Below are 19,304 nucleotides of genomic sequence, written 5' to 3'. Positions count from 1 at the left end.
AGAGGAGCAGTTCACGTGAGTTCTCAGCGGGAGCGCGTGCAGCGGGACGCCGCGCGCGCCAAACTCCAGCAGGGCATGACCGTCAAGGCCGAAGCCGCAGCGAAGCGTCGCAAGCTGCAGGCCGCGATCGGTTCCGCGATCGCCCTCGTCCTGGTCGTCGGCATCGGCATCTGGGTGGGTATCGCCGTGTTCGGCGGCGAGAAGAAGAAGGACGACACGGCCAGCCCGGGGGCGACCCCGTCGGCCGGCGCGAACGCCTGCAACTGGCTGCCGGAGGAGAAGAACGGCAACCCGAGCCTGCGTGACGTCGGCACCCCGGCGAAGGGCGAGCCCCGCACCGGCACCCGGACGATGGACATCACGTCCGGCGCCGGCGAGGTGTCCTTCGAGCTCGATGTCGCGAACGCGCCGTGCGCGGCGGCCAGCTTCGCGTTCCTGGCGGAGAAGAAGTTCTTCGACAACACGAAGTGCCACCGCCTGACCACCGAGGGCATCTTCGTGCTCCAGTGCGGCGACCCGTCGGCGTCCGGCATGGGCGGCCCGATGTACAAGTTCGCCGAGGAGAACCTGCCGACCGGCAAGAAGCCGACCTACCCGGCCGGCACCCTGGCCATGGCGAAGACCAACGCGCCGAACTCCACGGGCAGCCAGTTCTTCATCGTGTACGCCGACACGGACCTCCCGGCCAGCTACACGGTCGTCGGCAAGGTCACGAAGGGCCTCGACCTCGTCAAGGCCGTGGCCGCCAAGGGCGCGACGAAGGACGGCAAGGACGCGACGGACGGCGCTCCCAAGGAGCCGTTCGAGATCAAGTCCCTGAAGGTCGGCCCCGCGTCGGCCGCGGCGTCCCCGTCGCCGAGCGCCGGCGCCAGCCCGACCGCGGCGCCGTAACACCAGGTCACACCGCACGAGAAGGGGGCGCTCCGGGATTTCCCGGAGCGCCCCCTTTCACACCCTGAGACGGGTACGCGTACCCGTCGGATCTGCCTTTGTCGTCCGCCGCCAGGCCAGGACGGTCGCCCGGCACCCGGTCACCGCCGACGGGGCCGCGCCGGCCCGGCGACGCACGCACCGCCGTCGGGGCCGCACCACCCCGCCGGGGCGGGCACCACCGCGCCACCCCGGCCGCCGTGGCCGGACCCGGGAAGGTCAGGCCCCGGACGTCACCCGGTAGGCGTCGTAGACCCCGTCAACGCCACGCACAGCCCTCAACAGGTGCCCGAGGTGCTTCGGGTCGGCCATCTCGAATGTGAACCGGCTGACGGCCACCCGGTCCCGGGTCGTGGTCACGGTCGCCGACAGGATGTTGACCTTCTCCTCGGACAGCACCCGGGTCACGTCGGCGAGCAGCTTGTGCCGGTCGAGCGCCTCCACCTGGATCGCGACCAGGAACGTCGACCCCGCCGACGGCTTCCAGGTCACCTCGACGAGCCGTTCGGGCTGGCTGCGCAGGTCGTCGGAGTTCACGCAGTCCTGGCGGTGCACGCTCACCCCGCCGGACCGGGTCACGAAGCCCATGATCTGGTCGCCGGGCACCGGGGTGCAGCACCGGGCCAGCTTGATCCAGACATCGGAGACACCGTGCACGACGACGCCCGGGTCGTACTGGCCGCGCGAGCGCGACACCCGGGTGGGCAGGGCGGTCTCGGCGACATCCTCGACCAGGCCCTCCTCGCCCCCGTAGCCGGCGACGAGCTTCTGCACCACGGACTGGGCGGACACCTGGTGCTCGCCCACCGCCGCGTACAGCGAGGAGACGTCCTGCAGGTGCAGGTCGCGCGCGATCGTGGTCAGCGAGTCGAGGGTGAGCATCCGCTGGAGCGGCAGGCCCTGCTTGCGCATGGCCTTGGTGATCTGCTCCTTGCCGTCCTCGATCGCCTCCTCGCGGCGCTCCTTGTTGAAGTACTGCCGGATCTTGGTGCGCGCACGGGGGCTCTTGACGAAGCCGAGCCAGTCCTGGGTCGGGCCGGCCGTCTCCGACTTCGACGTGAAGATCTCGATCACGTCGCCGTTGTTCAGGGACGATTCGAGGGGTACGAGCTTGCCGTTGACCCGCGCGCCGATGCACTTGTGCCCGACCTGGGTGTGCACCGCGTACGCGAAGTCGACCGGCGTGGACCCCTTGGGCAGGGCGATGACGTCGCCCTTGGGGGTGAAGACGTACACCTCCTGGCTGGAGAGGTCGTAGCGCAGCGCGTCGAGGAACTCGCTCGGGTCGGCGGCCTCGCGCTGCCAGTCGAGGAGCTGGCGCAGCCACGCCATCTCGTCGATGTGCGCGGGCGGCCCGACGATCGTGGCGCCCTTGGTCTCCTTGTACTTCCAGTGCGCCGCGATGCCGTACTCCGCCGTGCGGTGCATCGCGTAGGTGCGGATCTGCATCTCGACCGGCTTGCCGTTCGGGCCGATCACGGTGGTGTGCAGCGACTGGTACATGTTGAACTTGGGCATCGCGATGTAGTCCTTGAACCGGCCCGGGACGGGCTGCCAGTTCGCGTGGACGACGCCGAGCGCGGCGTAGCAGTCGCGCACGGTGTCCACCAGGATCCGCACTCCGACCAGGTCGTAGATGTCGTTGAAGTCGCGGCCCCGGACGATCATCTTCTGGTAGATCGAGTACAGGTGCTTGGGGCGGCCGGTGACGCTCGCCTTGATCTTCGAGGTGCGCAGGTCGGTGTTGACCCGGTCGGTGACCTGGACCAGCAGGGCGTCGCGCTGGCCGGAGTGGTCCTGCACGAGCCGGCGGATCTCGTCGAACCGCTTCGGGTACAGCGTGCCGAAGGACAGGTCCTCCAGCTCCCACTTGATCGTGTTCATACCGAGGCGGTGGGCCAGGGGCGCCAGGATCTCCAGGGTCTCGCGGGCCTTCTGCTCCTGCTTGGCCTGCGGCAGGAACGTCAGGGTGCGCATGTTGTGCAGCCGGTCGGCGAGCTTGATGACGAGGACGCGCGGGTCCTTGGCCATGGCGACGACCATCTTGCGGATCGTCTCCGCCTTGGCCGCGTCGCCCAGCTTGACCTTGTCCAGCTTCGTCACGCCGTCGACGAGCAGCGCCACCTCGCCGCCGAAGTCGCGCCGCATCTCCTCCAGGGAGTAGGGCGTGTCCTCGATCGTGTCGTGCAGGAGCGCGGCCACCAGGGTCGTGGTGTCCATCCCGAGGTCGGCGAGGATCGTCGCCACCGCGAGCGGGTGCGTGATGTACGGGTCACCGGACTTGCGGTACTGCCCGGTGTGGTAGCTCGCCGCCACGTCGTAGGCCTGCTGGAGGAGGCGGACGTCGGCCTTGGCGTGGCTGGCGCGGTGGGTGGCGACCAGCGGCTCGAGGACCTCGCGGACCTGGGTGCTCTGCCACGGCGCGTTGAACCGGGCGAGCCGGGCCCGGACCCGCCGGCCGGTGGGCACGTTGCCGAGGCCGGGGCGGACGCCGCTGGCCTCCTCGCCGGGGACCACGGGTTCCTCGGTGGCCACGACGTTCAGCACGGATTTTTGCCCGTTAACGGCGGAGGTGTCCGTGGGACCTGGCGGGACCGGCGCGCCGGAACCCGCCACGGAACCCTCCGCTGGGGATGTGACGTCGCTCGACAACCGCCTGCTCCTCGCCATGAGATCTCTCAGGACGTCTCATCGTAGCCCTTGAGCGTCCCTCACTCCCCCGCGTCGTACCCCAAGCTACGTCAAACCGTCAGGAGGGCATGCACCGGGCGCGGGGCCAGGCGCTCGCGGCCGGGCAGGAAGCCGAGTTCCAGCACGACGCTGAACCCGCTCACCACGCCGCCGGCCCGCTCCACCAGGCCCAGGGTGGCCTCCGCCGTACCGCCCGTGGCCAGGACGTCGTCCACGACCAGGACCCGGGTGCCCGGGGCGAACGCGTCGGCGTGCACCTCGAGGGTCGCCTGGCCGTACTCCAGGTCGTAGGAGGCCGACAGCACCTCGCGGGGCAGTTTCCCCGCCTTACGGACCGGGACGACGCCCTTGGTGGTCGCGTACCCGATCGCGGCGGCGAGCAGGAAGCCCCTGGCCTCCATGCCCGCGACCACGTCGAAACTGTCCGCGCCGTGGAACGCGACGATCTCGTCCACGACGGCACGGAACACCGCGCCGTCCCCGAACAGCGGGCTCAGGTCCTTGAACAGGATGCCCGGTTTCGGGAAGTCCGGCACGTCGGCCACCCGGCTGGAGACCAGCCGGGCGGCCTCGGGACCGCTGTCCCCCGTGAATGCCACCAACTACCGCTTCCGGGGCCGGCTGACCGGACGCTGACCCGGCTTCGGGGCCAGGGTGCCGCCGTCCGCCGCGAACACCGGGGTGCGCGGGGTCGGCACGCCGTCCTCGCCCTTCTCGGCGATGCTGGCCCGTCGGGCGAGCACCCGCTGGGTGTGCGCCACGACCCGGGGCTCCTTCTCCTTCAGCCAGCACAGAACCGGCGTGGCGAAGAAGATCGAGGAGTAGACCGCCGCGCCCATACCGATGAACAGCACGAGGCCGAGGTCCTTCAGGGTGCCCGCGCCGAGCAGGCCGGCGCCGATGAACAGCAGGCCGCCGACCGGGAGCAGCGCGACCAGACCGGTGTTGATCGAGCGCATCAGGGTCTGGTTGACGGCCAGGTTGGCCGCCTCCGAATACGTCATCGTGTTGCGGGCCAGGATCCCGGCGGTGTTCTCCTGGACCTTGTCGAACACGACGACCACGTCGTACAGCGCGAAGCCGAGGATCGTCAGGAAGCCGATCACCGTGGACGGCGTGATCTCGAAGCCGACCAGCAGGTACACGCCGGCGGTGAGCGTCAGGTCCAGCACCAGGGAGGCCACCGCGCCGATCGCCATCCGCCACTCGAACCGGATGATCAGGTACCCGATCACGATCGCGAGGAAGACCCCCAGACCCGTCAGGGCCTTCGAGGTGACCTGGCTGCCCCACGCGCCACTGACCTGCGTGTCGCTGATCTTGGTCACGTCGATGCCGAACTTCTTCGCCAGCGCCGTCTTGACCTTGAACGCCTGGTCCGGGTTCAGCGACGTCGTCTTGACCTCGTAGCTGGTCTCGCCGCCACCGATCTTCACGGCCGCCAGGGTCTTGCCCTTGGGGTCGACGTCCGTCACGGCCTTGGTGATGGCCGACTCGACCTCGTGGGCCGTGCCGACGCTGGCCGGCACCTGGAACTTGTTGCCACCGGTGAAGTCGATGCCCAGGTGCGGGCCCTGGAACACGAAGCTCAACACGGCGATCAGGAGGACGACACCGGCGACGGTGAACCAGACCTTCTTCCTGCCGATGATGTTGAGGCCGGCGTTACCGCTGTAGAGCCGGTTAGCGAGACCGGAACCAGCCATGTCACGCCTCCTTCGGGTTGGTGCTGACGGGGAGGTCGCCCTGCTCGGTGGGCTTCTGCAGCACCCGGCCGAGACCACTCACCCGGGGGGAGAGGAACGCCTTGGTACTGGCGAAGGCCGCCATGATCGGGTGTCGGAACAGGAACACCACCATGAGGTCGAGCACCGTGGCGAGACCCAGCGCGAACGCGAAGCCCTGCACCGTGCCGATCGCGAAGATGTAGAGCACCACGGCCGCGAGGATCGAGATCGCGTTCGCCGAGATGATCGTCCGGCGGGCCCGGGCCCAGGCGCGCGGCACGGCGCTCCGGGGACTGCGGCCCTCGCGGATCTCGTCCTTCAGTCGTTCGAAGTAGATGACGAACGAGTCGGCGGCGACGCCCAGCGAGACGATGAATCCGGCGATGCCGGCCAGCGTCAGGGTGAAGCCGATCTGGCGGCCGAGGAGCACCAGGGCGCCGAAGACCAGGATCGCCGACATGATCAGGCTCAGGAAGATGACCGAGCCGAGCAGCCGGTAGTAGAAGAACGAGTACAGGATGACCAGCAGCATGCCGATGCCGGCCGCGAGCAGACCCGCCTTGAGCTGGGCGGAGCCCAGGGTCGGCGAGATCGTCTGCGCCTGGCTCTGCTCGAAGGTCAGCGGCAGCGAGCCGAACCGGAGCTGGGCGGCCAGGTTGGTGACGTCCTCACGGCTGAACGTGCCCGTGATCTGCGCGTCGCCGTTGATGACGCCCTGGATCGCCGGGGCCGACACGACGGTGTTGTCCAGGACGATCGCGACCCGGTCGGTACCGTTCTGCGCGGCGGCGTTCTGGCCGTTGTTGTAGGCGAGCTTCGTCAGCTCGGTCCACTTGTCCTGGCCGGCGCCCTTGAACTTCATGTTGACCTTCCACCCGGTGTCGTAGGACCCGGTGGCGTCGGCCACGTCGGTGCCGAGCACCTTGGCGACGTCCAGGACGTACTTCGTCCAGGTGGTGGTCTTCTTCTTGGTCTTCGGGTCGGTGCTGGTGTCCTTGCCACAGGCGACGACCTGCTGGTCGATGGCCTGCACGGCACCGGGCGCGCGCTCACCGAGCTGCTTGCACGAGATGTTGTAGATGCCGAACTGCATCTTGAGCGGCAGCGCGTCGACCTGGGCCCCGGTCAGCTTGCCGAACGGCTTGAGCTGGTTGTAGACCTCTTTTTCCTTGCCCTGGAACTGGGTGGCGTCGGCGACGAGGGCCTCCGCGAGCGCCCAGTTGCTGTCGCCCACGGCGGCCTTGGCGGCAGCGAGGTCGGTGGCCCGGCGCGAGGCCAGGTCCGGGTCGACCTTCGCGCTGGGGCTGGGGGCCGGGCTGCCCGAGGGGGCGGCGCTGGCGGACGGGGCCGCGCTGGGCGACGCGCTCGCCGACGGGGTGGCGCTCGGGGCGGCACTCGCCGACGGGGTCGGGGACACCGCCGCGCTGGGGCTGGCGGAGGTCGACGGGCTCGCGCTCGGCGCCGGGGAACCGGACGCGCTGGGCGACGGCGACGGGGTGGCGTTGACCGCGGCCTCGTCGATGTCCGGCGTCGAGGTCACCACCTGGCGGAACCGGAGCTCCGCCGGGGCGACCAGCGCGCGGAAGCCGTCACCGGTCTGCGCGCCGGCGATGTTGACGACGATGTTGCGGTCACCCTCGACGACGACCTCGGGCTCGGCGACACCGGTCGCGTTGACCCGCTGCTCGATGATGTTGCGGGCCTCGTCGAGCTTGTCCTTGGCCGGGGGCTTGCCGTTGTCCGTCTTCGTCTGCAACGTGATGCTCGTGCCACCCTGCAGGTCGAGGCCGAGCCGGGGCTTGAGCCGGTCGGTGATCGAACCGGAGCCGGTTCCGAATACCAACGCGAAGAGCACCGCTGTGATGCTCAAGAGCGAGATGAAGTACCACTTCACCCGCAGCTGTCCTTGTGGTGCTGCCACGGCTGTCCCGTCTCCCTGCAATGTCGTCGCCGGCGCAGGCCGGCCCAGGCCGCATGTCCGGCCAATACTGGCCGGACATGACTATTCAGTATCCGCGGCCACTCGGGAAGAGTCCCTCCCCGAATCCACGGGAAAACGTTACTTAGCGGAGTCGCCGTCGCCGGTTTCGTCAGCGATGGACTCGTTGGAACCGTCCTGCTGGGTGACGACGCGACCGAAGGCCTGCCGTGCGTACTTCGCGTCGACACCCTCGGCGATACGCAGCGTCATCGTCTCGTCATCAAGAGCGACCACGGTGCCGTACAGGCCGCCGATGGTGACGATCTCGTCGCCGATCCCGATGTTGCGCTGCTGCTCCGCCATCTCGCGGCGGCGCTTCTGCTGCGGGCGGATCAGCAGGAAATACATCCCGACGATCAGGGCTCCGAACATGATCAGCGGGAAGAGGCTGCTGCCGCCAGAGCCTTCTGCTGCGAGAAGCACTTGTATTGCCTTCCGGTCACGCGCGATGAGTTGGATCGCGGGGGAGTCTAGTCGGCGCCGTGGAACACACCGGTAGTGGCGTGGGTCACGGTCCGATCACGGATCAGATCCAAAGATATCCGGAACGTCGATCCGGGTCTGCGCCGCCCCGAACGCGCTGTCCGGCGGCTGGAGTCCCAGGTGCCGCCAGGCGGCCGGCGTGGCCATCCGGCCCCGGGGTGTCCGGGCGAGCAGACCGGCCCTGACCAGGAACGGTTCGCACACCTCCTCGACCGTGTCCGGCTGCTCCCCCACGGCCACGGCCAGGGTCGACAACCCCACCGGCCCGCCGCCGAACGAGGTGACCAGGGCACGGAGCACCGCGCGGTCGAGCCGGTCGAGCCCCAGCTCGTCGACGTCGTACACCTTCAGGGCCGCCTGGGCCGCCGCGAGGGTGACCTTGCCGTCGCCGCGGACCTCGGCGTAGTCGCGGACCCGGCGCAGCAGCCGGTTGGCGATCCGGGGTGTGCCCCGCGACCGGCCGGCGATCTCCACGGCCCCGTCGTCGGTGACGTCCACGCCGAGGATCCGGGCCGAGCGGTGCAGGATGTGCCGCAGCGCGTCGGGCTCGTAGAAGTCCAGGTGCGCGACGAAGCCGAACCGGTCGCGCATCGGGCCGGTCAGCAGGCCGGCGCGGGTGGTGGCCCCGACCAGGGTGAACGGCTCCACGTCCAGCGGGATCGCGGTGGCCCCCGGGCCCTTGCCGACGATCACGTCGACCCGGAAGTCCTCCATCGCCGAGTACAGCAGCTCCTCGGCGGGCTTGGCGATCCGGTGGATCTCGTCGATGAACAGCACGTCGCCCGGCCCGAGCCCGGTCAGGATCGCGGCCAGGTCGCCCGAACGCTCGATCGCGGGGCCCGACGTCATCCGCAGCCCCGTGCCCAGCTCGGCGGCCACGATCATGGCCAGGGTCGTCTTGCCCAGGCCCGGCGGCCCGGACAGCAGGATGTGGTCGGGCGGCGAACCCCGGCGGACCGCGCCCTGCAGCAGCACCTGGAGCTGCTCGCGCACCCGGTGCTGGGCGATGAACTCCTCCAGCCGCTTCGGCCGGACGCTGGTCTCGGCGGCGAGGTCGGCGTCCGTGGCGTCGGGCGACACCAGCATCGAGCCGTCGTCGAAGTACTCGTCGGTCATCGGGAGCACCACGAGGACGAAGACCGTTCGACGGGTACTCCGCCGGGAGCGGTCGGGCCGGTGGCCGGACGACCGGCGGGGGTACCGTGGCCGGCGCGGGCCTGACGGTCCACGACGGTCCGACGGTCGGCCGTGGTCAGGCGGCCGGAGGCGGCACGACGGCGCGCGGCGGCTCCCCGGTCGACTCCCGTCGGGCGTGCCAGGGTGGAGGTCCCCGCTGCGGCGGCCGTTTCCCGGGTCACCTGGTCCGCCCGAGCATCCGGATCGCCTGCTTGAGCAGCACCGGCACCGGCGGCGGGTCGGCGCTCTTGTCGAGGGAGTCGTGCACGGCGGACACGGCCGACTCGGCGTCCCGGGCGATCCAGCCCAGGCCGATCAGCGCCTGGCGGACCTGCTCCTGCCACACGTGCGCCCCGCCGACGGTGGTCACTCCCCCGTCGCCGAGGACCGCGACGGCGCCGATCTTGTCCCGCAGCTCCAGGACGAGGCGCTCGGCGCCCTTCTTGCCGATCCCGGGCACCCGGGTCAGCGCGGCCGTGTCGGCGGTGGCGATCGCGACCCGCACCGCGTCGGGGCTGTGCACCGCGAGGATGGACTGCGCGACCCGCGGCCCGACCCCGCTCGCGGTCTGGAGCAGCTCGAACAGGGCCTTGGCGTCGTCGTCGGCGAACCCGTACAACGTGAGGGAGTCCTCGCGGACCACCAGGCTCGCCGCCAGCCGGGTCTGCGCGCCCACCCGCAGGTCGGCGAGGGTGCCCGGCGAACAGTGCAGCGCGAGGCCCACCCCGCCGACCTCGACCACGACCGTGTCCGACCCGATGGCCGTCACCTGGCCCCGCACGCTCGCTATCACCGTCGGACTCCCGTCTGTGTCTGTGCACCGGCCGGCCGCGCCCTGGGGGCCGACTGCGCGGTCTTCGCGGCGCGGATCGCGGCGGCGATCCGGGCCTGGGTGCCACCCTTCCAGACGTGGCAGATGGCCAGCGCGAGGGCGTCGGCGGCGTCCGCCGGCCGGGGGGCGGTCTTGAGCTGGAGGAGCTTGGTGACCATGGCCGTGACCTGGGCCTTGTCGGCGGTGCCGGAGCCGGTGACGGCGGCCTTGACCTCACTCGGCGTGTACGTCACGACGGGCAGGCCGGCCCGGGCGGCGGTCACGAGCGCGACGCCCGACGCCTGGGCCGTGCCGATGACGGTGCCGACGTTGTTCTGGCTGAAGACCCGCTCGACGGCGACCTGCTCGGGCTGCCAGGCGGCCACGGCGGCGGCGATCCCGTCGGAGACGGCGAGCAGCCGCAGCGCCAGATCCAGGTCGGGATCGGTGCGGATGACCTCGACGTGCACGAGTCGGCAGGGCCGGCCCGGCAGGCCCTCGACGACGCCCACGCCGCACCGGGTCAGCCCGGGGTCGACTCCTAGAACCCGCACGCCTCAGCCCTCTCCCGACGAACACCTGTTCGGCAAAACCTACCGTAGGGTACTGACATGCGCCTCATCGAACACGCCTTCAGCGTCCCGGGCGACGCGCCGAACCACTATGTGGAGACACTGCGCACGCCCGACATGTCCCTCGGGACATACTCGATCCGGACCGGCGGCACGGACGACCAGTCGCCGCACCGCGAGGACGAGGTCTACGTGGTGACGGCCGGCCGGGCGCGGATCGTGACGTCGGACGGCGAGGCGGACCTGGGCCCCGGTTCGGTGGTGTTCGTGCCCGCGAACGAGGAGCACCGGTTCACCGACGTGTCCGAGGATCTGACCCTGCTGGTGGTGTTCGCCCCGCCCTACAGTGGAGCCAGCTGACGAGGGAGGACGCGTGGAGACACTGCTCATCACGGGTGCGGCCGGCAACATCGGCGCACTGCTGCGGCCCCTGCTGGCCCGGCCCGGCCGGGTGCTGAGACTGTTCGACATCGCCCCGGTGCCCGACCCCGGGCCCGGCGAGGAGGTCGTCGCCGGTTCGGTGACCGACCCGGCCGCGCTGGCCGCCGCGAGTGCCGGCGCCGACGCGGTGCTGCACCTGGGCGGGCTCAGCCAGGAGGCGCCGTGGGCGGACATCCTGGCCGTCAACGTCGAGGGCACCCGCAACGTGCTGCAGGCCGCCGCCGACGCGGGTGTGCGCCGGGTGCTGCTGGCCTCCTCCGGGCACGCGGTGGGCTACCGGACCCGGGACGAGGCCCCGTTGCCGGCCGACGCCCCGCCGTTGCCGGACGGGTTCTACGGCTGGAGCAAGGCGGCGTTGGAGTCGCTGGGCGCGCTCTACCAGCGGCGGTACCCGGAGATGACGGTGTTCTGTCTGCGGATCGGCGCGTGCTTCCCGCAACCCGACGACCCCCGCGCACTCACGATGTGGCTGTCCCCCGCCGACGCGGCCCGGCTGGTCGAGGCGTGCCTGAGTACCGAGGAGACCGGCCTGCACCACGTGTGGGGGGTGTCGGCCAACACCCGGGGCTGGTTGAGCCACGCGGGCGGCGAGGCGATCGGCTACCACGCCCGGGACGACTCCGAGGCCTGGGCCGACCGGGTCGGGACCCTGACCCCCGAGGACCCCGACTACCACGTGCTGGGCGGCCCGTACGGCCGGCTGCCGCTGGGGGTGCGGCCGTGACCAGGGTCGACGTGATGATGTGGCCCACCGCGCCCTGGGCCGAGGCGCGGGCCGACTGGCTGCTGGCCGAGGAGCTGGGCTTCGGCCGCGCGTGGCTGTTCGACCACGTGGCCTGGCGGGACCTGCGGCCGTGGTTCGACGCGTACGCGACGCTCGCCGCCGCGGCCGCCGTGACCTCGCGGATCGGGCTCGGCACCATGGTCACCGCGCCCGGGTTCCGGCATCCGGTGACCACCGCCAAGGCCGCGCTGGCCGTCGACGACATCTCCGGCGGCCGGTTCACGCTCGGGGTCGGGGCGGGCGGCAACTCCAGCGACGTCCGGGTCACCGGCGAGGGGCCGTGGCCGCCCCGGGAGAAGGCCGACCGGTTCGCCGAGTGGGTCGACCTGGTGGACACGCTGCTCAGTACCGAGGAGACCACGCACCACGGGAAGAACTGGTCGGCGGAGAACGCCTGGACCGGCGGGCGGCTCCCCCGGATCCCGATCGCGGTCGCCGGCACCGGGCCGCGCGGGATCCGGCTGGCCGCCCGGCACGCGCAGACGTGGGTCACCCAGGATGTCGGGGACGTTCCGGCGCAGGTGGAGCGGCTCGACGCGGCGTGCGCGGAGACCGGGCGTGACGTGCGGCGGCTGATCCTGCTCGGGACCGGGGACACCAGGCCGCTCGCCTCGGTGGAGGCGTTCCGGGACTGCGTGGGCCGGTACACCGCGATGGGTTTCTCGTCCTTCGTCGTGCACTGGCCACGCGCCGAAGGACACTTCCAAGCCGATTTCCGGGTACTGGAGGCCGTGGCGGCCGAGTTCAACCCGGTCGGGTGACGGGGCTCCCCGCGGCCCCGTGACGGTTCGGCGCGCCCCGGGTGACCCGGGACGCGCCGATGGAGCCCGCTGCTACCCGCCCGCTCAGGCGTCCAGCTTCTCCATGACCTCGTCGGACACGTCGAAGTTGGCGTACACGTTCTGCACGTCGTCGCTGTCCTCGAGGGCGTCGATCAGCTTGAAGATCTTGCGGGCGCCCTCCTCCTCGAGGGGGACGTTCATGGTCGGCACGAAGCTCGACTCGGCCGACTCGTAGTCCACGCCGGCGCCCTGGAGCGCGGTGCGCACGGCGACCAGGTCGGTCGGCTCGGAGACGACCTCGAACTCGTCGCCGAGGTCGTTGACCTCCTCGGCACCGGCGTCGAGCACGATCTCCAGGATGTCGTCCTCGGAGCGGCCCTGCTTGCCGATGATCACGATGCCCTTGCGGTTGAACATGTACGCGACGCTGCCCGGGTCGGCGAGACTGCCGCCGTTGCGGGACAGCGCGGTGCGGACCTCGGCGGCCGCGCGGTTGCGGTTGTCGGTGAGGCACTCGATCAGGACCGCGACGCCGTTGGGGCCGTAGCCCTCGTACATGATGGTCTGCCAGTCGGCCCCGCCGACCTCGGCGCCCGAGCCACGCTTGACCGCGCTGTCGATGTTGTTGTTGGGGACCGAGCTCTTCTTCGCCTTCTGGATGGCGTCGAACAGGGTCGGGTTGCCCGTGGGGTCACCGCCGCCAGTGCGCGCGGCGACCTCGATGTTCTTGATGAGCTTGGCGAACATCTTTCCACGCTTGGCATCGACGACGGCCTTCTTGTGCTTCGTCGTCGCCCATTTTGAGTGGCCGCTCATCTGTCGCTTTCCTCCGTCGTCTCGACTAACGCGCGGCGGCGCGCACCATCTCGACGAAGAGAGCGTGTACGCGCAGGTCCCCCGTCAACTCCGGGTGGAACGCCGTCGCCAGCAGGGGGCCCTGCCGCACCGCCACGATCGTACCGTCAGCGTCCCCGCCCGTGATCCGCGAGAGCACCTCGACGCCCTCGCCGACCGATTCGACCCTCGGCGCGCGGATGAACACCGCGTGGAACGGGTCGCCCTCGATGCCCGTCAGCTCCACGTCCGCCTCGAACGAGTCCACCTGCCGCCCGAACGCGTTGCGCCGCACGACCATGTCGATCCCGCCGAAGGTCTGCTGGTCCGGGCGGCCGTCGAGCACCCGCTCCGCCAGCATGATCATGCCGGCGCAGGAGCCGTACACGGGCATGCCGGCCTTGATCCGCTCCCGGATCGGCTCCAGCATCCCGAAGATCTCGACCAGCTTGCTCATGGTCGTGGACTCGCCGCCGGGGATCACGAGGGCGTGCACGGACGCCAGCTCCTCGGGGCGGCGGACGGGCCGGGCCAGCACGTCGCACTCGGCCAGCGCGGCCAGGTGCTCGCGGACGTCCCCCTGGAGGGCGAACACACCAATGATCAAGTCTCCACTCACGCTGCGAGCTTAGTGGCCGCGTCGGCGGGGGCCGGAGCGGGCCGGGTGCCGGTGTGCGGGTTGACGTGACTAACGTGCTTAGCTACAGTCCTTAGCTAAGAACGTTAGCGAGAGAGGCGGGACATGAGCTTCATTGTTTTCACCCTGCTGTTCGTCCTGCTCGGCGGCTGGCTCGACCGCTGGGCCACCCGTACCCCGAAAGGCGCCCTCTGATGTTCGCCGGACACTTCGCCCTCGCCGCCGCGACGCGGACCACCGACCGCACCGCACCGCTGTGGGCACTCATGCTCGCCACCCAGCTGCTCGACGTGTTCTTCGTGATCCTGTTCCTGGCGGGCAAGGTCGAGTACGCCGACGAGGTGCACGCCGGCTACGGCGGCCTCTTCATCCACGCCGACTACACCCACTCCCTGGTCGGGGCGCTGACGATCGCGGCGGTCGGCGGCGGGCTGGCCGCGTGGCGGTGGGGGCGGCGCGGCGGGCTGCTGTTCGGCGGGCTCGTGTTCAGCCACTGGATCCTCGACCTGCTCGTGCACCGGGCGGACCTGCCGATCCTGCCCGGAAATCCCGGCGGGCTGCCGACGTTCGGGTTCGGGCTGTGGCGGATCGGCTGGCTCAGCGCCGTCGTGGAGGGCGCGCTGATCGTGGCCGGCACCGTGGCGTACTACCGGTCGGTGCGCCGGCGCGGCGGGGCACGCCGGCGGGCACTGGTCGCGGCGGCATCCATGGCGGGGCTGCTCGCTCTGGCCCTCGCCTCGGACCTGCTCGCCCTGGAGTAGACCCGGTGCCGGCCCGCCGGATCGGGATGTGCCGTCGAGGCACGGCGACCGGACCGCGAGCCGGACCGCGCGACGGACAGGGGGCGCGACAGCACCGGCCCCGGAATTTCTCCGCCACCTCAGATCGGAGACTTCCGGTGCCGGAAGCGGCCACGGGCCACTCACATGGCCGGCAGGCCCGGCCGCACCACCCGGCCTGGTGGCCACAGGGCGACTTCGCGGGCAACGGGGGCCGGGTCGGCGCGCAGGAGACGAACCGATCGGGCGCCGCGCGAGGCCGGGGGCGGGGATGCGCGTCGGGACGCCGAAATCGGTCGGGCTAGGGGAGCTGACGCGGGGCGGAACCCGGAATCGGGCGGGCCGGCGGCGTACCCCTCTGCTGTGTTCTTGAACGGAAGAAGCCCTCCCGAGGAGATCGGGAGGGCTTCTTCGCGGAGGTGACTACCAGCCGCGCTCGGCGAGCCGGTGGGGCTGCGGGATCTCCTCGACGTTGATGCCGACCATGGCCTCGCCGAGGCCGCGGGACACCTTCGCGAGGACGTCCGGGTCGTCGAAGAACGTGGTGGCCTTGACGATCGCGGCGGCCCGCTCGGCCGGGTTGCCGGCCTTGAAGATGCCGGAGCCGACGAAGACGCCCTCGGCGCCGAGCTGCATCATCATCGCGGCGTCGGCCGGGGTGGCGATGCCGCCCGCGGTGAACAGGACGACGGGGAGCTTGCCGGACTCGGCGACCTCCTTGACCAGCTCGTACGGGGCCTGGAGCTCCTTGGCGGCGACGTAGAGCTCGTCCTCGGCCAGGGTGCTCAGGCGGCGGAGCTCGCCACGGATCTTGCGCATGTGGGTGGTGGCGTTGGAGACGTCACCGGTGCCGGCCTCGCCCTTGGAGCGGATCATGGCCGCGCCCTCGGTGATCCGGCGGAGCGCCTCGCCGAGGTTCGTCGCGCCGCAGACGAAGGGGACCGTGTAGGCCCACTTGTCGATGTGGTTGGCGTAGTCGGCGGGGGTCAGCACCTCGGACTCGTCGATGTAGTCGACACCGAGGGACTGCAGGATCTGGGCCTCGACGAAGTGTCCGATGCGGGCCTTGGCCATCACCGGGATCGAGACGGCGTTGATGATGCCGTCGATCATGTCGGGGTCGCTCATCCGGGAGACGCCACCCTGGGCGCGGATGTCGGCCGGGACGCGCTCGAGGGCCATGACGGCCACGGCGCCGGCGTCCTCGGCGATCTTGGCCTGCTCAGCGTTGACCACATCCATGATCACGCCGCCCTTGAGCATCTCGGCCATGCCGCGCTTGACGCGGGCGGTACCGGTGACGGCGGTCTCAGTCACGTTCGTGCTCCTTGCTGAGGGGAATAGGGATCGTCAACCTCATGGTACGTCCCAGCCCCCGGGAACCCGCCCGGCGGTGTGAGAGGCCTCACGTGCCCAGCGTGGGTTCCTCGATGTCGAAATACGTGGGTTTGGGATACTTACGAGCCAGGCGGAGCATCCGAACGATGTTCCGGCGGCGCGCGGCCAGGGCGTCGCGGACCAGATCGTCGTGCACCTGGCGGGCCAGGGCCACCCGGCGGCTGGTGGTGACGACGTCAGCCATGGCGTCGGGGTCCCAGTCCAGGGCGCGGAGCTGGCGGGTCAGGTCGTTCTCCGCGCCGGAGCGGTCGTCGGGGCCGGCGGCGAGGGCCGTGCGGGCCGCGTCGCGGAGCTCCGGGAGGCCGCCGTTGGCCAGGCCGGTGGCGGCGACCGCGCGGCGGACCAGCTGCGCGTCGAGGGCGGCGGCCGCGGCGGCGGCCCGGTCGTGCAGGCGCTCGACCCGCGCGGCGAGCCAGGTCACGTAGGACGCCACCAGCACCACGGCGAGGACTACGACGACGACCCACCACATGAGGCCGGATCCTATCCCCCGGGCGCAAGGGGACGGGGGGACGGCTCGCTACGGCAGCCCGGCGAGCCGCGCGTCCAGCTCCGGATCGTCCCCGGTCACGACCCCGGTCGTCGCCGCGATGGCCGTGGCGTACACCTCCAGGATCCGGCGGGCCACCACCGGCCAGTCGTAGTGCGCGACGGCCCGGCTCGCGGCCTCCGACAGCGCGGCGCGCCGCCCCGGGTCGTCGAGCAGGTCGCCCAGTTCGGCGGCGAGGGACTTGGGGTCGCCCACGGTGAACAGGGCGCCGGCGCGGCCGTCGTCGAGTACCCGGCGGAACGCGTCGATGTCGCTGGCGAGCACGGGGGCCCCGGCCGCCATGGCCTCGGTCAGGATCATGCCGAAGGACTCGCCGCCGGTGTTGGGAGCCACGTACACGTCGACGCTCTTCAGCATGCGGGGCTTGTCCGCCTCGGAGACCTTGCCGAGGAACGTGATCCGATCGCGGACCAGGTCGGGCAGCTCCACCTCGGACAGGTCGCCCGGCCCGGCGAGCAGGAGCCGCAGGCCGGGGCGGTCGGCGGCGAGCCGGGCGAACGCCTCGACCAGCACGTCGAAGCCCTTGCGGGGTTCGGTGAACCGGCCGAGGAAGCCGACCGCGCCGCCGGTACCGGGCCAGCCGGGCAGCGGCTCCGCGCCGGTGAACGCGGCGACGGCCACCCCGTTGGGGATCTCCACCGCTCCCCCGCCGAGGTGTTCGACCTGCACCTTGCGGGCCAGGGCGCTCACGGCGATCCGGGCGGTGATCTTCTCCAGGATGAGCTGGAGGATCGGCGCCCCGGCGGCCATGGTCCGCGACCGGGTCATGGCGGTGTGGAAGGTGGCGACGACGGGGCCGCGCGCGGCGAGGGTGGCGAGCATGGACAGGCTCGGGGTGACCGGTTCGTGCACGTGCAGGACGTCGAAGGAGCCCCGGGCCAGCCAGCGCCGGACCCGGGCGGCGGAGATGGGGCCGAAGGTCAACCGCGCGACGGATCCGTTGTACTTGACCGCCACCGCCCGCCCGGCCGACACCGCGTAGTCCGGCAGCCCGTCCTCGTCCTCGGCGGGGGCCAGCACGCTGACCTCGTGCCCGAGCGCCATCAGCGCCTCGGCGAGGTCGCGGATGTGGAACTGGACGCCGCCGGGCACGTCGAAGGAGTACGGGCAGACGATGCCGATCCTCACGACGGGTCCAGCCACAGTTTCTGGAGCATGTGCCAGTCCTCGGGGTGCTCGGCGATGCCCACGGCGAGCGCGTCGGCGACCGACTGGGTGAGCACCTTGACCCGCTCGGCGAGGGTGCCGTCGGCGGGTACGGGCAGGGGTCCGACGAGCTTGCCGCAGGCGGCGTCCGGCTCGTACCACATGGACACGGTGTAGAGGGGTGCCCCGGTGCGCAGCGCCAGCAGGGCGGGGCCGGCGGGCATCCGGGTCCGGCCGCCGAAGAAGGTGACCTCGACGCCCCGGCGGGACAGGTCCCGGTCGGCGAGCAGCGGCACGAGGTGCCCGGCCTGGACCCGTTCGACGAGGACCTCGACGGGCGGCCGGTCGCCGCCGCGTTCGGGGATGATGCTCATGCCCAGACTCTCGCGGAACTCCAGGAACTTCCGGTAGAGCCCTTCCGGTTTGAGTCGTTCGGCGACGGTGGTCAGCGGGATCCCGCTCGCGGCGGCCCAGGCCCCGGCGGCGTCCCAGTTCCCGCCGTGCGGCAGAGCCACGACGGCGCCCTCGCCGGCCTTGCCGTGCTGGATCAGCGTCTCGCCGCCCTCCAGGCGGAACCCGTCGAGGATCTGGGCCCGGCTGCGCGACGGCAGGCGGAAGGCCTCCATCCAGTACCGGGCGTAGGAGCGCATGCCGGCCCGGACCAGCGCGTCGATGTCGGTGCCGGGGGCGGCGACCCGGCGGAGGTTGGCCTCCAGGCGCTGTACCCCGGGGCCCCGGCGGCGCGCGGCCCGGTCGGCGCCGGCCCGGAACAGCCCGGAGGCGACGGGGCCGGGCAGGGCGCGGACGATCCGCCAGCCGGCCGTGTAGCCCCACTCCTGCGGGGTCACGACGCCTGCCTGTACACGTGCGCGATCCGCTGCCACACCGTGATGCCGGACAGCGCCACGAGGAGCCAGAGGACGACGTCGAGGCCGTAGGGCACGCCCAGGCCGGCGAGCAGGCCGCCGATCCCGATCAGGATGAGGCGCTCGGGGCGTTCGGCGATGCCCACGTTGCAGGTCATGCCGAGGCCCTCGGCGCGCGCCTTGGCGTACGAGACGACCTGGCCGAGGATCAGCGCGAGCAGGGCGGCCGCGGCCGGCCACGGGTGCCCGGTGGTCCCGAACCAGTAGGCGAGCGCGCCGAAGATCGCGCCGTCGGCGACCCGGTCCATGGTCGAGTCGAGGAACGCGCCGAACCGGCTGGCGGTGCCCTTCGCCCGGGCCATGGCCCCGTCGATGAGGTCGGTGAGACAACTGAGGGTCACGATGACCAGCCCGACGAGGAAGTGGCCGCGGGCGACGAAACCGACGCATCCGAGGACCACGCCGAGGGTGCCGGCGACGGTGACCGTGTTCGGGGAGATGCCGGCGCGCACGAGGGCGGAACCCACCGGGTCGAGGACGCGCGCGAGCCGGGCTCGGCCGAACACACTGAGAAGCTTTGCCATGTCGGGTGACACGATACGGGCCGGGTAGCGTCAAGGGTTGCGCTACCCGGCACTTCGGGTATGGAATCGGACACAGAGTAGTGGCAACGGTCACACTCCGTGGATCTAGGGCGTGAAGAGCAAGGCCCCGGC

At 71.3% G+C, this 19,304-nt stretch carries 19 protein-coding genes and 1 pseudogene; 5 read left to right on the top strand and 15 right to left on the bottom strand.

The window, feature by feature from the left end:
• Positions 1-15: 15 nt before the first annotated feature.
• Positions 16-891 (top strand): peptidylprolyl isomerase, encoded by an 876-nt coding sequence (locus PT931_RS31235; RefSeq protein WP_456249304.1) that lies wholly within the window; start codon positions 16-18, stop codon positions 889-891.
• 258 nt (positions 892-1,149) lie between these two features.
• Here the strand turns inward: PT931_RS31235 and PT931_RS31230 are convergent, their stop codons facing one another.
• The 8 genes and pseudogenes from PT931_RS31230 to ruvC form a co-directional block, all read right to left on the bottom strand.
• Positions 1,150-3,582 carry a RelA/SpoT family protein gene (locus PT931_RS31230; protein ID WP_456249339.1) on the bottom strand — a complete coding sequence of 811 codons (2,433 nt, stop codon included), beginning with the start codon at positions 3,580-3,582 and terminating at the stop codon, positions 1,150-1,152.
• 89 nt (positions 3,583-3,671) lie between these two features.
• Positions 3,672-4,220: an adenine phosphoribosyltransferase gene (locus PT931_RS31225; RefSeq protein WP_456249303.1), complete on the bottom strand. Its 549-nt coding sequence runs from the start codon at positions 4,218-4,220 to the stop codon at positions 3,672-3,674.
• Positions 4,156-5,327: pseudogene (gene secF, locus PT931_RS31220) on the bottom strand (protein translocase subunit SecF); the annotation flags it as partial. The gene PT931_RS31225 and the pseudogene secF, both read right to left, overlap by 65 nt.
• A gap of 1 nt (position 5,328) precedes the next feature.
• The gene (gene secD, locus PT931_RS31215) at positions 5,329-7,269 is read right to left on the bottom strand and encodes a protein translocase subunit SecD (RefSeq protein ID WP_456249302.1); all 1,941 of its coding nucleotides are present in this window, start codon (positions 7,267-7,269) and stop codon (positions 5,329-5,331) included.
• A gap of 138 nt (positions 7,270-7,407) precedes the next feature.
• Complete coding sequence (gene yajC, locus PT931_RS31210) at positions 7,408-7,752, bottom strand: preprotein translocase subunit YajC (protein ID WP_456249301.1); 345 nt, start codon at positions 7,750-7,752, stop codon at positions 7,408-7,410.
• 96 nt (positions 7,753-7,848) lie between these two features.
• Complete coding sequence (gene ruvB, locus PT931_RS31205) at positions 7,849-8,928, bottom strand: Holliday junction branch migration DNA helicase RuvB (protein WP_456249300.1); 1,080 nt, start codon at positions 8,926-8,928, stop codon at positions 7,849-7,851.
• Between the two features lie 238 nt (positions 8,929-9,166).
• Positions 9,167-9,781 carry a Holliday junction branch migration protein RuvA gene (ruvA, locus tag PT931_RS31200; RefSeq protein ID WP_456249299.1) on the bottom strand — a complete coding sequence of 205 codons (615 nt, stop codon included), beginning with the start codon at positions 9,779-9,781 and terminating at the stop codon, positions 9,167-9,169.
• A complete protein-coding gene (ruvC, locus tag PT931_RS31195; RefSeq protein WP_456249298.1) occupies positions 9,778-10,353 on the bottom strand; it encodes a crossover junction endodeoxyribonuclease RuvC in 576 nt (191 codons plus the stop codon). Before ruvC ends, ruvA begins: the two co-directional genes overlap by 4 nt.
• Positions 10,354-10,410: 57 nt before the next feature.
• Here ruvC and PT931_RS31190 point away from each other — a divergent pair, with 57 nt between their 5' ends.
• From PT931_RS31190 to PT931_RS31180, 3 genes are read left to right on the top strand one after another with little or no spacing between them, the layout of a single operon-like run.
• Positions 10,411-10,731, top strand: coding sequence for a cupin domain-containing protein (locus PT931_RS31190; RefSeq protein ID WP_456249297.1), 321 nt, complete (start codon positions 10,411-10,413; stop codon positions 10,729-10,731).
• 13 nt (positions 10,732-10,744) lie between these two features.
• Positions 10,745-11,536, top strand: a complete 792-nt coding sequence (locus PT931_RS31185; protein ID WP_456249296.1) for an NAD-dependent epimerase/dehydratase family protein — start codon at positions 10,745-10,747, stop codon at positions 11,534-11,536.
• Complete coding sequence (locus PT931_RS31180) at positions 11,533-12,357, top strand: LLM class flavin-dependent oxidoreductase (protein WP_456249295.1); 825 nt, start codon at positions 11,533-11,535, stop codon at positions 12,355-12,357. Before PT931_RS31185 ends, PT931_RS31180 begins: the two co-directional genes overlap by 4 nt.
• A gap of 84 nt (positions 12,358-12,441) precedes the next feature.
• On the opposite strand, the gene PT931_RS31175 is transcribed toward PT931_RS31180, so the two are convergent.
• Both PT931_RS31175 and pdxT read right to left on the bottom strand, forming a co-directional pair.
• Positions 12,442-13,194 carry a YebC/PmpR family DNA-binding transcriptional regulator gene (locus PT931_RS31175; RefSeq protein WP_456249294.1) on the bottom strand — a complete coding sequence of 251 codons (753 nt, stop codon included), beginning with the start codon at positions 13,192-13,194 and terminating at the stop codon, positions 12,442-12,444.
• A 25-nt stretch (positions 13,195-13,219) separates the two neighbouring features.
• Complete coding sequence (gene pdxT / locus PT931_RS31170) at positions 13,220-13,831, bottom strand: pyridoxal 5'-phosphate synthase glutaminase subunit PdxT (RefSeq protein WP_456249293.1); 612 nt, start codon at positions 13,829-13,831, stop codon at positions 13,220-13,222.
• 212 nt (positions 13,832-14,043) lie between these two features.
• Between pdxT and PT931_RS31165 the strand changes: the two genes are divergently transcribed.
• Positions 14,044-14,610: a metal-dependent hydrolase gene (locus tag PT931_RS31165; RefSeq protein ID WP_456249292.1), complete on the top strand. Its 567-nt coding sequence runs from the start codon at positions 14,044-14,046 to the stop codon at positions 14,608-14,610.
• Positions 14,611-15,051: 441 nt separating this feature from the next.
• Here the strand turns inward: PT931_RS31165 and pdxS are convergent, their stop codons facing one another.
• From pdxS to pgsA, 5 genes are all read right to left on the bottom strand, one after another.
• Positions 15,052-15,945, bottom strand: coding sequence for a pyridoxal 5'-phosphate synthase lyase subunit PdxS (gene pdxS / locus PT931_RS31160; protein ID WP_363727775.1), 894 nt, complete (start codon positions 15,943-15,945; stop codon positions 15,052-15,054).
• Between the two features lie 88 nt (positions 15,946-16,033).
• Positions 16,034-16,498 carry a hypothetical protein gene (locus PT931_RS31155; RefSeq protein ID WP_456249291.1) on the bottom strand — a complete coding sequence of 155 codons (465 nt, stop codon included), beginning with the start codon at positions 16,496-16,498 and terminating at the stop codon, positions 16,034-16,036.
• Between the two features lie 48 nt (positions 16,499-16,546).
• Positions 16,547-17,704 carry a glycosyltransferase family 4 protein gene (locus PT931_RS31150; RefSeq protein WP_456249290.1) on the bottom strand — a complete coding sequence of 386 codons (1,158 nt, stop codon included), beginning with the start codon at positions 17,702-17,704 and terminating at the stop codon, positions 16,547-16,549.
• Positions 17,701-18,570 (bottom strand): phosphatidylinositol mannoside acyltransferase, encoded by an 870-nt coding sequence (locus PT931_RS31145; RefSeq protein WP_456249289.1) that lies wholly within the window; start codon positions 18,568-18,570, stop codon positions 17,701-17,703. Before PT931_RS31145 ends, PT931_RS31150 begins: the two co-directional genes overlap by 4 nt.
• Positions 18,567-19,172, bottom strand: coding sequence for a phosphatidylinositol phosphate synthase (pgsA, locus tag PT931_RS31140; RefSeq protein WP_456249288.1), 606 nt, complete (start codon positions 19,170-19,172; stop codon positions 18,567-18,569). The genes PT931_RS31145 and pgsA overlap by 4 nt, the downstream gene beginning before the upstream one ends.
• Positions 19,173-19,304: the final 132 nt, after the last annotated feature.

The sequence above is a fragment of the Longispora urticae genome, assembly GCF_053902585.1.
Note: the sequence above shows the minus strand (reverse complement) of the source record. Positions and strands in the feature narration are given on the sequence as shown.